Source organism: Arthrobacter sp. UNCCL28 (genome assembly GCF_900102805.1).
GTDB classification, from domain to species: domain Bacteria; phylum Actinomycetota; class Actinomycetes; order Actinomycetales; family Micrococcaceae; genus Arthrobacter; species Arthrobacter nicotinovorans_A.
In genome coordinates this window covers 891,377-903,525 of the sequence record NZ_FMWE01000001.1, presented here as the reverse complement: position 1 = coordinate 903,525, position 12,149 = coordinate 891,377, and the positions used below count along the sequence as shown (strand labels likewise).

Annotated in this window: 13 protein-coding genes; 8 read left to right on the top strand and 5 right to left on the bottom strand. The window is 63.5% G+C overall.

The window, feature by feature from the left end:
- Positions 1-21: 21 nt before the first annotated feature.
- From nadA to BLQ01_RS04065, 3 genes are all read right to left on the bottom strand, one after another.
- On the bottom strand, positions 22-1,329 hold the full coding sequence (gene nadA, locus BLQ01_RS04075) for a quinolinate synthase NadA (RefSeq protein ID WP_091550213.1): 1,308 nt from the start codon (positions 1,327-1,329) through the stop codon (positions 22-24).
- Complete coding sequence (locus tag BLQ01_RS04070) at positions 1,326-2,036, bottom strand: NUDIX hydrolase (protein WP_026546087.1); 711 nt, start codon at positions 2,034-2,036, stop codon at positions 1,326-1,328. Before BLQ01_RS04070 ends, nadA begins: the two co-directional genes overlap by 4 nt.
- Before the next feature lie 137 nt (positions 2,037-2,173).
- Positions 2,174-2,647: an Lrp/AsnC family transcriptional regulator gene (locus BLQ01_RS04065; RefSeq protein WP_091550211.1), complete on the bottom strand. Its 474-nt coding sequence runs from the start codon at positions 2,645-2,647 to the stop codon at positions 2,174-2,176.
- A 174-nt stretch (positions 2,648-2,821) separates the two neighbouring features.
- Here BLQ01_RS04065 and BLQ01_RS04060 point away from each other — a divergent pair, with 174 nt between their 5' ends.
- From BLQ01_RS04060 to BLQ01_RS04040, 5 genes are all read left to right on the top strand, one after another.
- A complete protein-coding gene (locus BLQ01_RS04060) occupies positions 2,822-4,207 on the top strand; it encodes an amino acid permease (protein ID WP_091550210.1) in 1,386 nt (461 codons plus the stop codon).
- 137 nt (positions 4,208-4,344) lie between these two features.
- Complete coding sequence (locus tag BLQ01_RS04055; protein ID WP_091550208.1) at positions 4,345-5,397, top strand: thiamine pyrophosphate-dependent enzyme; 1,053 nt, start codon at positions 4,345-4,347, stop codon at positions 5,395-5,397.
- The gene (locus BLQ01_RS04050; RefSeq protein ID WP_091550206.1) at positions 5,390-6,463 is read left to right on the top strand and encodes an alpha-ketoacid dehydrogenase subunit beta; all 1,074 of its coding nucleotides are present in this window, start codon (positions 5,390-5,392) and stop codon (positions 6,461-6,463) included. The genes BLQ01_RS04055 and BLQ01_RS04050 overlap by 8 nt, the downstream gene beginning before the upstream one ends.
- Positions 6,456-6,785 carry a biotin/lipoyl-containing protein gene (locus tag BLQ01_RS04045; RefSeq protein ID WP_026540188.1) on the top strand — a complete coding sequence of 110 codons (330 nt, stop codon included), beginning with the start codon at positions 6,456-6,458 and terminating at the stop codon, positions 6,783-6,785. Before BLQ01_RS04050 ends, BLQ01_RS04045 begins: the two co-directional genes overlap by 8 nt.
- A gap of 4 nt (positions 6,786-6,789) precedes the next feature.
- Positions 6,790-7,617, top strand: coding sequence for an alpha/beta fold hydrolase (locus BLQ01_RS04040; RefSeq protein WP_026540187.1), 828 nt, complete (start codon positions 6,790-6,792; stop codon positions 7,615-7,617).
- A 99-nt stretch (positions 7,618-7,716) separates the two neighbouring features.
- On the opposite strand, the gene BLQ01_RS04035 is transcribed toward BLQ01_RS04040, so the two are convergent.
- Entirely contained in the window at positions 7,717-8,130 is a 414-nt protein-coding gene (locus tag BLQ01_RS04035) for a MarR family transcriptional regulator (RefSeq protein WP_091550204.1), read from the bottom strand.
- 71 nt (positions 8,131-8,201) lie between these two features.
- Between BLQ01_RS04035 and BLQ01_RS04030 the strand changes: the two genes are divergently transcribed.
- Positions 8,202-8,885: a phosphoribosyltransferase gene (locus BLQ01_RS04030; RefSeq protein WP_091550202.1), complete on the top strand. Its 684-nt coding sequence runs from the start codon at positions 8,202-8,204 to the stop codon at positions 8,883-8,885.
- Positions 8,886-8,956: 71 nt separating this feature from the next.
- On the opposite strand, the gene BLQ01_RS04025 is transcribed toward BLQ01_RS04030, so the two are convergent.
- Positions 8,957-10,291 carry an MFS transporter gene (locus BLQ01_RS04025; protein ID WP_026540184.1) on the bottom strand — a complete coding sequence of 445 codons (1,335 nt, stop codon included), beginning with the start codon at positions 10,289-10,291 and terminating at the stop codon, positions 8,957-8,959.
- 130 nt (positions 10,292-10,421) lie between these two features.
- Here BLQ01_RS04025 and BLQ01_RS04020 point away from each other — a divergent pair, with 130 nt between their 5' ends.
- Entirely contained in the window at positions 10,422-11,168 is a 747-nt protein-coding gene (locus tag BLQ01_RS04020; protein ID WP_035760506.1) for an IclR family transcriptional regulator, read from the top strand.
- 123 nt (positions 11,169-11,291) lie between these two features.
- Positions 11,292-12,092, top strand: coding sequence for a MoaF C-terminal domain-containing protein (locus tag BLQ01_RS04015; protein WP_091550373.1), 801 nt, complete (start codon positions 11,292-11,294; stop codon positions 12,090-12,092).
- Positions 12,093-12,149 lie beyond the last annotated feature (57 nt).

Genomic DNA, 12,149 nt, shown 5'->3' with positions numbered 1-12,149 from the left:
GGTTGGTCCGGTGTGGCCGGGCTAGGCCGGCTTGGCTGCCAGCATGCGCTCGAGCGCAATCTTGGCGTTGTCCTGCACGGAGTCATCCACCGTGATGCGGTTGACGATTCGTCCTTCCACGAGCTCCTCAAGGACCCAGGCAAGGTACCCCGGGTGGATGCGGTACATGGTGGAGCACGGGCAGATGACGGGGTCGAGGCAGAAGATGGTGTGCTGCGGGTTTTCGGCGGCGAGCCTGTTCACCATGTTGATCTCGGTGCCGATGGCGAACGTGGTGGGTTCGGTGGCGGCGGCGATGGCTTTCTTGATGAAGTCGGTGGAACCGGCGGAGTCGGCGGCGTCCACTACCTCCATGGGGCATTCGGGGTGGACGATCACGTTGACCCCTGGGAAGTCCTGCCGGGCTTTCTCGATCTGTCCTACGTTGAAGCGCTTGTGGACTGAGCAAAAGCCGTGCCAGAGGATGACGCGGGAGTCCAGGAGGACCTGTTCGTCGTTGCCGCCGAGTTCCTTGCGCGGGTTCCACATGGGCATCTGCTCAAGCGGGACGCCGAGTGCCTTGGCGGTGTTGCGGCCCAGGTGCTGGTCGGGGAAGAACAAGACCCGCTGACCGCGTTCGAAGGCCCACTCCAGGACGACCTTGGCGTTGGAGGACGTGCACACGATTCCGCCGTTGCGCCCACAGAACGCCTTCAAAGCAGCTGAGGAGTTCATGTACGTGACCGGAATGACCGGTACACGTCCGGACGCGTCCGGCTCCGTGCCGAAGATTTCCTCAAGTTGTTCCCAGCATTCTTCCACTGAGTCTTCGTCTGCCATGTCAGCCATGGAGCAGCCCGCGGCGAGGTTCGGCAGGATGACGGCTTGGGCCGGGGTGGAGAGGATGTCAGCTGTCTCGGCCATGAAGTGAACGCCGCAGAAGATGATGGCTTCGGCGTCCGGCTTGGTCAGCGCTGCATTGGCCAGCTGGAACGAGTCGCCCACGAAGTCCGCGTACTGGATGACTTCATCGCGCTGGTAGAAGTGCCCCAGGATGACGGCCCGGTCCCCGAGAGTCTCTTTGGCGGCCCGGATGCGGGCGTCCAGTTCGGCGTCGGAGGCCTTTTTGTATTCTTCGGGCAACTGCCCCTGGCGCGGCGTGGCTTTCGGTGCCACGTCATCGCTTGAAGCGCCGGGGCCGTAGGCTGGTTCGCCGGCGAGGGCTTCGGCAAGGTCATATTCCCAGGGGCCCCTGGCCAGTGCGGGGCTGCACGTGGATCCCGCGCGGGAGAGGCCCTTCTCGGCTTCCTCGCGGGTGATCAGCTGGACGGCAGTATTGACGCTGCTCATGGTGTACTCCTGTTGTCTGGCCCGAGGCCTGGGGTGCCGGTAAAGCGGTAGAGGCGTGGTGGGCGGTGTTTTCCGCCTTGCAGGTATTCACCGGTTTCTTCTATTTCCGGTGTTGCCTTGACGTGCCTGCGGAAGTTTGCGGGATCGAGCGGGCGGTCCAGCACGGCCTCGTAAACTTCGCGGACTTGGGCGAGCGTGAAGAACTCGCCCAGCAAGTGGTAGGCGATGGAACCGTAGGCCATCTTGTTGCGGAGCCGCCAGAGGGCGTAGTCGACGATCGCCTGGTGATCGAAGGCCAGTTCCCCAAGCCGGTCTGCACGGAACCAACGCACGTTCTCGGACTCGTCAGCGAGGGCAGCTTCCGTGGGTTGCACCAGCGCCCAGTACACAATGGAAACCACCCGCTGGGTGGGCGACCTGTGGAGTCCGCCAAAGGCGTAGAGCTGTTCCAGGTAATGGGGCGCCAGTCCCGTGGTTTCGCGGAGGTTCCTTGAGGCAGCGTCCTGGAGGGATTCGTCGTGGGCCAGCGGTCCGCCCGGGAGCGCCCACATGTCCTTGAACGGCTCACGGATACGGCGGACCAGCGGCAGCCACAGGGTGGGCCGGCCCGACTTTTCACTGGGGCGAAGGGCGAAAATCACCGTGGAGATAGCCAACGACGGCGGCGCGAGCCGCCTCTCGGCGACATTGGCTGAGTTCGTGTTCACGGCGTTTCACCTCGCTTCATCGCCGCCAGGAGCTCTCGGTGTACACCAGACAGTCATGCACACCGGAAAGCTAGTTAAAGTCATGTTGACTAGAACTAATGGTACGGCTCAACGGGCGACAGGCAAAATGCTTTACGTCACACTGCCTTCGCGGCAGCTTCCATCAGGGGCAGGGTGCGGCCCTGGATGTGGCTGTTCAGGACAATCACCGACGAGCACCTGACCACGGACTTGGTGGCGATCATGGCGTCCAGCACCCGCTGCATGTCCGGGTTGGACCGTGCTGCGATCCTCACCATCAGGTCCGAGTTTCCCGTGACCGTGTGGACCTCGATGATTTCCGGGATGGCACCCAGGCTTTCAATGATGGCGTCGTGGCCGATCTCCTGGGTGATCGTGACCGAACAGAACGCCACCACCGGAAACCCAAAGCTGGCGGGATCCGGCTGGGGAACCCATGATCCGATGACCCCGTTCTCGATCATCCTGTCGATCCGGGACTGCACCGTGGCACGGGCCACCCTGAGCACGCGGGAAGCCTCCAGCACTGAGGATCGCGGCGAGTCAGTGAAGAAACGTACAATTTTTGCATCAAGCGCATCGACCAGCATCAAAGTTCCTGTCCCCGGGGATTCGTACCCATCACATCGCTACAGCAAAAAGTGATGTATCTTACAAACTGCGAGAATTATTCCACGGCTCGTGCCGCGTCGTCGACGCCTGCGTGCCAAGCCCATGAGGCCAACACGCCAAACCAGCATGCAATCCATAGAAGGTAGACACGTATGACAACGAAGTCCATCGCGGCTCCTGCCCCAACATCAGGCCTCGGGCACTCGCTCAAGCCGCGCCAGCTCACCATGATGGGATTGGGCAGTGCGATCGGCGCCGGCCTCTTCCTCGGCTCGGGGGCAGGGGTCCAGGCTGCAGGTCCGGCAGTGCTCATTTCCTACCTCGTCGCCGGCACCCTGATCATCCTGGTCATGTGGGCGCTGGGCGAGATGGCGGCCGCCAACCCCAACAGCGGCGCTTTCTCTGTGTACGCGGAAAAGGCCATGGGCAAGACTGCCGGCGGAACCATCGGCTGGCTGTGGTGGCTCCAACTGGTGGTGGTCATCGCCGCCGAAGCCCTCGGCGCAGCCGGACTGCTGTTCTCGATCTGGCCCGTCATCCCGGTGTGGATACTCGCCCTGGTGTTCATGGTGGTCTTCACCGGCATCAACCTGGTGGGCGTGCGGAACTTTGGCGAGTTTGAATTCTGGTTCGCCATCCTCAAGGTCGCTGCCATCGTGATCTTCCTGCTCATTGGTGCCGCCCTGCTGTTCGGCTGGCTCCCGAACGTTCCCTCCCCCGGATTCTCGGCCTTCGGCGACTTTGCTCCCAACGGCATCGGCGGAATCGCAGCAGCCTTGTTCGTGGTGATCTTCGCCTTCGGTGGCACCGAGATCGTCAGCGTTGCCGCAGCAGAAACCGAGAACCCCGCCCACAGCGTCGGCAAGGCCATCCGCACAGTGGTGTGGCGCATCCTGGTCTTCTACATCGGCTCCGTCTTCGTCATCGCCGCCGTCCTGCCTGTGGGCTCGGAGGGACTCAAGTCCCCGTTCGCCGGAGTGCTGGACCTCGCAGGAATTCCGGGCGCCGGCGCAGCCATCACCCTGGTGGCCGTGGTGGCCCTGCTGTCGGCATTGAACGCCAACCTGTACGGCGCCTCCCGCATGATCTTCTCCCTCTCAGAGCGCGGCGAAGCTCCGCGTTTCCTCTCCCGCCTGAGCGGATCAAAGGTTCCCGTTGCCGCCGTCGGAATTTCGGTTGCTTTCGGCTTCATCGCCACGGTCCTGGAATTGCTGTTCCCGGAGAAGATCCTGCCGGCACTGTTGAACCTTGTGGGCTCCACCTGCCTGGTGGTCTGGGGAACTGCCCTGGTGTCCCAATTCATCCTTCGCCGCAGGGCAGACCGGGATGGCACCGAACTGCCCTTGCGGATGAAGGGATTCCCGTTCCTGACCATTCTGGGACTTGTGCTGCTGGGCCTGATCCTGGTGGTGGGCTTTGCCAACCCGGAAAGCGCCGGACAACTGATCGGAACGTTCATCCTGATCCTGGCCATCGCCGCCGGCTGCTTTATCAACGCCAAGTCCAAAGCCACCCGCCACAGCACGGCGGCGAAGTAACACCTGCACATCACAACTAAGAAGTCCTGCACAGTTTGTACTGTGCAGGACTTCTTTTTATGCCCAACTTGTACAAAGTGTTTCGTTTGAACTGTGCTGATTGCGCACAGCCACAATCGGTGACTAGGGTCACAACCATGACGACCAAACCCGTGCTGGCCGCCGTCGACGACGACGCGGCCCCGCTCACGCACCATCAACTCCGTGAGCTGTACACCTTGATGGCAGCAGTCCGGCACCTGGATACCTCAGCGGTCGCCTGGCAACGCCAAGGCATCATTCCCGGCTACGCCCCGGAGCTCGGCCAGGAAGCCGCACAGGTAGGCAGCGGCTATGCCGTGGACCGGACCCGCGATTTCGTTTTCCCCACGTACCGTGAAATGGGCGTTGCCCGGGCCATGGGACTGGACATGGTGGGCTACATGTCCACCCACAAAGCCACCTGGCATGGCGGCATGTACAACCCCCTGGAATCACGGTTCGCCCCCATTCAGGCAGTGGTGGCAGGATCCGTGCTCCATGCAGTCGGCTGGGCCCACGGCCAGACCCTCACCGGCCCGGGAACAGACGGACTGGGGGTGGCCATGACCTACTTCGGCGACGGCGCTTCCTCCCAGGGCGACGTCCATGAGGCCATGAACTTCGCCGCTGTCTTCAAGGCCCCCGTGGTCTTCTTCGTGCAGAACAACGGGTGGGCCATCTCGGTCCCCACCGAACGCCAGGTGGCAGGCGGCTCCGTGGCCGCCCGCGCAGCCGGATACGGCATCCCGTCCCTGCAGGTAGATGGCAACGACGTCGCAGCCGTCTACGAAGCCACCCGTTCCGCTTTCGCCCACTGCCGCGCAGGGAACGGCCCGGTGGTCATTGAGGCCATGACCTACCGGCGCGGCCCTCACTCCACAGCGGACGACCCCGGCCGCTACCGCACCCTGGAGGAGGAACGTCTGGACGCCGGCGAGGATCCCCTGGAGCGCTTCAAACAGCGCCTGCTGGCCGAAGGAGTGGCCGATGAGGCCTTCTTCGCCGAGGCCCAGTCCTTGGCTGAGCAGGAAGAAGAGGCAATCCGCGCCGGAATCGCGGACCTCGGCGCGCGTCCCGGCGCGGAAATGTTCAGCATGGTCTTCCAGGAGCCCACCCCTTCCCTTCAATCCCAGGCCACCGCGTGGCGCGAGGAGTCCGAACATGTCTGAGACCATCACCGGGCTGCACCCCAACGTGGACAGCACAGCCGGCGTCGAGCACCTGTCCATGCAACAGGCCCTCAACCGGGCATTGGACGAGCTCCTGGCCGGGAACGCCAGGACCGTCATTTTCGGCGAGGACTGCGGCCGGCTGGGAGGCGTCTTCCGCATCACGGACGGCCTGCAGGCCAAGTACGGCGAGGACCGGGTGTTCGACACCGCGCTGGCCGAGTCGGGCATTCTGGGCATGTCCGTGGGCCTTGCCATGGCCGGCTTCCACCCCATTCCCGAGGTCCAGTTCGATGGCTTCGCCTATCCGGCCATCAACCAGATCATTTGCCAGATCGCCCGGATGAACTACCGCAGCCGGGGCACATTGCCCATGCCCATTACACTGCGCGTGCCCAGCTTCGGCGGCATCCGAGCGCCCGAACACCACGGCGAAAGCCTTGAGGCACTCTTTGCCCATGTGCCCGGACTCAAAGTTGTCTCCCCTGCTACCCCGCACGACGCCTACCACCTGCTCAAGTACGCCGCCACCCGCCCGGATCCGGTGATCTTCATGGAGCCGAAGTCGCGCTACTGGCAAAAGGGGCCGGTGGACGTCACCACCGCGACTCCCGGTGAGGCAATCCACGACGGCGGCACCTCCGGCGGCGGCAGCCTCACCGGCGCCCGCGTGGCCAGGGAGGGCAAGCACCTCACGCTGGTGGCATGGGGCGCCATGGTGTCCCGTTGCCTGCAGGTTGCTGAACTGGCCGCCGAGGACGGGATCGATGTCGAGGTCCTGGACCTGCGCTGGTTGAAGCCGATTGATGCAGAGGCCCTGGCGAGGTCCGTCGGAAAGACGCGGCGCGCCGTCGTCGTCCATGAAGCGCCGCTGACTTCCGGACTTGGCGCCGAGGTGGCCCAACTCATCACGCAGAGCTGTTTCGCAACGCTCAAGGCGCCGGTGGAGCGGGTCACCGGCTTTGACGTGCCCTATCCCTCCGGAGACCTGGAGGACGAATACATCCCCAACATCGACCGCATCCTCTTTGGGATCCAACGCGTACTGGAGTACCGCCGTGGCTGAAATTTCGTTCCCCCTCCCCGATCTCGGTGAGGGACTCATCGAAGCAACTGTGCTGGAGTGGCTGGTTGAACCCGGCCAGCAGGTGGAACGCAACCAAGCGATCGTGGAGCTTGAGACCACCAAATCGGCCCTCGAGTTGCCCAGCCCCCAGGCAGGTAAAGTGGTGCGTATTCACGGGGCGCCCGGTGAGACCATCAATGTGGGCGAGCCGCTGATCGTGTTCGAGGTTCCGGACGACACCGCCGGGATCGTGGGCACTGTTCCGAAGGACGAAGCACCCAAGCGCCGGGTCCGCCTGAGCGCCGTACTCGATGAGGACTGAGACCATGACCGGCAGGCACACCGTGGAACAACACCGGCACACCGTGGAGGGCACCGACCCCGGCCTGTTCGTGGCCGTGCATGAATCCGCCACTGACGCCGGCTTGCGCCCTGTCCTGCTGATCCATGGCTTCTCCTCTTCCAGCAAGCTGAACTGGGAGGACAGCGGCTGGATCACTGCCCTCCAGGACGCGGGCCGCCAGGTGATCACCGTCGACCTGCCCGGCCACGGCCGGAGCCATTCCCCGGAGGATCTGGACTCATATACGCCCAGCCGCATTCGCGCGGACCTTCTGCAGATAGTGACCGACGCCGGTGCCCGGCCCCTGCGCGAGGGCGATCCGTCCACGGGACTGGACGTCATTGGCTACTCTCTGGGTTCACGGCTGGCCTGGGAATTTGGCGCCACCCAGCCGGACTTGGTCCACCGGATCGTCCTCGGTGGCCCAAGCTCAGCGGATCCTCTGGCTGCCTTCGACCTCGCGGCCGCCCAGCGGCACCTCTCCGACGGCACGCCTGTGGAGGACGCATCCACCGCAGGGCTGCTGAGGATGGCGCAAATGCTTCCCAGCAACAACCTGTTCGCCATGTTGTCCCTCATCGAAGCCGTGAAGGGAGAACCTTTCGATCCCGCCGAAGCAGCCCCGCATATGCCCCTGTTGTTGGTGGCCGGCGAAAAGGACGAACGGGCAGCCACCATGCCGGAGCTCGCGGCCATTGCCGGTAAGCGGGGCGGACTGGTGGAAACCCTGGTGATCCCCGGGCGGACCCACACCAACGTCATCACCAGCCGTGCGTTCAAGGAAGCCGCCATCGCGTTCCTTGGCGTCTGATCCGCGGGACAAGTTTGCGCCGGGTTGGCACTTCACACCCATGTTTGGGGAAAACATGGGTGTGAAGTGCCCACACGCGCGACTTCAACCACCGCGTAATCAGCGCGCCAGCCGCTCCGCGTTAAGGCTCATGCGCTCCAGCACGCTTAACGCCATGGCGTACTCGTCAATCCCGATGCCCATGGACAGGTCCTCTCGGGCGGCTTCAACAAACCGCTGGGCTTCATGGAACTTCTCCCGACCACGGTCACTAAGGACCAGCCGGTCATCAATCATGGTGATCATGCCCCGGCCAACCAACGCCGCGAGTTCCCTCTCCCGCATCCGGATATCGTTCCCCCATAAAGGGCGCAAGGTTTCCTCCAGCTGGTCCGGAAGTATCGCCCCCTCGGACAGAACGCTGAGGGTTTGCCACTGACGCCGGCTGAGCTTGATCCGGGCAAGGATGCTGTCCAGCTGGGCCTCCAACGCGGCGTCGAGCCTCTTGATCCAATATCCGATGGGCTTGTTCACAAGCCCATGCTTTCAGCGGATACGCCGCCGGGCAAGGTCTGGACGGTAGGCTTGGAAGGGCAACGAATTACGTGGAAGTGGAGCAGATGGGCATGCGTTTCAAGGACCGTGCGGAAGCCGGTCGACGCCTGGCTGAAGCCCTCCCCCAACTCCGGGAGCAGCCGGACACCATAGTGCTGGGCCTGGCCCGCGGTGGCGTTCCCGTGGCCGCTGCGGCAGCAACCGCGTTGTACCTGCCCTACGGTGCCGTCCTGGTACGCAAGCTTGGCATCCCCGGCCGCGACGAGACCGCCTTCGGCGCCCTGGCGTGGTCACAAGGGGATGTTCTAAGGATCATCAACAGGCCACTGAAGGAACTTATCCTCGCCCACGGCATCTCCCAGTCCGCGCTGGATGCGGTGGAGGCAAACGAACGGTCCGAGCTGCTCCGGCGTGCGCAGGCCTATCCTGGCATCGGGCACGATCTTCGCGGAAAGACGGTGGTGCTGGTCGACGACGGACTGGCCACCGGGGCCACCATGCGGGCGGCCGTGGAAGCTGTTCGTTCAGCCGGGGCACGCACGGTCATTGCCGCCGTGCCTGTCGCCTCATTGGAAGCCTCGACGTCGCTGGCCCGGGTCTGCGACTTCGTCATGGCATTGCACACACCCGGAAAGTTCCATGCTGTTGGCGCCTTCTACGAACACTTCGGGCAGTTGACCGACGCCGACGTCGTCAGCCGGCTGGAAGGTGCCGGGGCCGGCGGGCGCCCCTAGCCGCCGTCGTTCTCCAACGCACAAGCGGGTGCGGTCCGTTGTGGACCGCACCCGCTTTGCAGTTTCCCGAATTAGTGGTGGACGCTGTAGCCCAGCGGCCGGCCGCGGGTTTCCTTGGCGAGGATTACGCCTACGGCGGAGATGATGCACAGCCCCATGATGTACAAGCCCACCGAACCGGACCACTTGGTGGAGTCCAGGAGCAATTGGGCTATAAACGTGGCGAAAGCGCCGCCAAGTATCGAGCCCAATGCGTATCCTATGGAGATTCCGGAGTAGCGAACCTGCGCCGGGAACATCTCCGCGTACATGGCGGACATCGGACCGTACGACAGCCCCAGGCCTATGGTCAGCACGAACAATGCCAGTCCGTAGAGAACGATATTCTTCGAGTCAATCAAAAGGAACATAGGAATCATCCACACAAAAATCAGACCATAACCAATGAGGAATGTCTTTACGCGGCCGATCTTGTCCGACAACCAACCGCCCACCATGGTGAAGATGAGCCAACCGAAGGAGGCGACAGTTGTGGCAAGCAGGACCGGCGGCAAAGGCATGCCGAGTGCTTTGGTCGCATATGAGATGAAGAAGGCAATCAGCAGGTACCCGGCGGCGTTGTTGGCAATGAAGATCAAAGCGGCGAGAACAACTTCCTTCTTGTTCTTCCGGAAGAGCTCACCCAAGGGCGCCTTGCTTTCAGCCTTGCGCTGGGCAATCTCCTTGAACACCGGGCTTTCGCCGACGGCGCGGCGGATGAGGTAGCCCACCACGATCAGGACTACGGACAGCAGGAAGGGCACACGCCATCCCCATGAGGCGAATTCTTCCTTGGACATGGCCGTCTGAAGGATGAACAGCAGGCCGGTGGCCAGGATCATGCCGATGGGCACACCGATCTGCGGGTAGGCGCCGAAGAGTCCGCGCTTTTTGACCGGTGCGTGCTCCACGGCCATGAGCGCGGCACCGCCCCACTCACCGCCTGCGGAGAAGCCCTGGACCACGCGGAGCGTGATCAGCAGGACCGGAGCCCAGACACCGATGGTGGCGTAGGTGGGCAGCAAGCCGATCAGGGCGGTGGCTGCACCCATCATGACCAGTGTCATGACCAGGACGGCTTTACGGCCCATCCTGTCGCCGAGGTGTCCGGCGACGAATGCCCCGAGGGGACGGAACAGGAAGCTGATGCCGATCGTGGCGAACGACAAGAGCTGGGCGACTCCGGGGTTGGACTTCTCCAAGGGAGAGAGGAACAACGGTGCCAACAGTGTTGCCGTGAGTTGGGCGAAGATGAAGAAGTCGTACCACTCAATGGTGGTGCCTACCAGCGTTCCGGCCAGTACCCGGCGCTCTTCGCGCTTACTGCTGGGTCCTGACTGGGAGTCGACAGTGGAAGTTGCGGTCATTGGAACTCCATGGGGTGAGAGTGACTGGTCGGCGTTTGACTTGCATTAACCGACAGAACGGTCAGTTAGGAAAGAATACTACATTCTGTGACCCAAAGCACAGCCCTCGGGAAGTTCGCACCAACATAGGATGGTTCGCATGAATCCCCGCAGCGATGTCCACCCTCCAACGGAAGCGGCGGCACAAGCACCGCCGTCGCAAACCTTGTCACGGGGAATCCGCGCCTTGGAGATCCTCGCGGCCGCCGACCATCCACTGACCATTGCCGAGCTCACCGAAGCGCTCGGTGTGCACCGCTCCGTGGCCTACCGGATTCTCCGGACCCTGGAGGACCATTCCCTCCTGGTGCGCGATGACTCCGGGCGGGTACAACCCGGGCCCGGGCTGGCAGTCCTTGCCAGTGGCGTCTCCCGGAACCTGCAAACCGCCGCGCTGCCGGAACTGACCCAACTCGCCAACACCTTGCACATGACGGCCTTCGTGGCCGTCTGGGACCATCAAGAGTGCGTCACCCTGGTCACCGTTGAACCGCGGCACGCCGGCGCTGCGCTGGCCCAGCACCCCGGAAGCCGCCACCCGGTCAGTACCGGCGCGCCCGGAATCGCCATTCAATCCACCATGACCGAAGAACGCTGGCAGCAGATGGGCGCCGGAAACCCCTACCGCCCCGAAGCCCATCAGGCGCGCCGCCTGGGCTACGCCACCAGCCACGACGAAGTCATCGCCGGACTGTCCTCCATTGCCGCCCCCATCAGGGTCCCCGGCGGACGGCCCGCCGCGATCGCCGTCGTCTATATCCGCCTGGACCAAGACCCTGACGCCGTTGGCCAGGCACTGGCGGCCAGTGCGGCACGCATTGAGAGCCAGCTGGCTTGAACCTTTCCGTGCAGGTCAAGTGGCGTGCCCCACAGCACAAGACCGGCAGCAACGGGAACTGAATACTCGAAAGAAGGACCGGACATGCCGTCCGGTCCTTCTTTCGAGCCCGAGAAGGAACCCATGAGCCTGAATCTCCTAGACACCTCCAATTGGCTGCCGTTGGACGGCCTGGCCCCCGGCTTCGACGCCAACAAGGCGCCCACCGTGCAGGACCTGGCAGGAAAGCAGTTCTCCCTCAGCAATGACGGCGGCCCCATGATTTTCAGCTTCGATGACGAAGAAGTTCAGTGGGCTGCGGCCGGCCAGTCAGGAACCGCACCCTATGAGGCCTTCCTGGTGGCCGAGGAACTGTACTACGTCCAATGGCAGAGCACCCAGGATCCCGGACTCGCCGTTTCCCTGGTCCTGGACCTGCTGCACGGCAGGGCGCTGTACATTGGTGCCGCACTGGGCAGGGCAACAGCGTCGAGTGTGGCCGTCCAGCACGATTTCCGCCCCGGGACGCTCGATGGCCACCATCCCACGGGGGCCGAAATTTCAGAAAGCAACGCACTCATTGGGCGGCGAGTTGAATGGGTCTACAGCGAATCCCACGCCTATGAGCACATCTACCTCAGCCCCACCTGGTACACCTGGCAATGCCTGGCAGGTCCCGAGCGCGGATTGGCGGACACGGACTCCAACACCGTCTTTCAGATCCGCCCCGGAATCTTCGTCTTCACGTGGCGCGAGAAAGTCATACCGTGCGGATCGGTGACCATTGCGGACCACCGTGATCCCCATGCCATCCGGTCCCACGGCAGCCTCTTCGGTTGGGACGAGGCGGGCATCGCGCCGGTGCACTTCACTTTCGGCGCCCACGGCCGGCTGATCAGCATCAGCCAGCACAGCCCCGGGCTCAACCCGGCGATGGGAATCTAGCTCCACGGAAACAGGACAAGGAAGCCCCGGCGGGCGAAACACCCGCCGGGGCTTCCT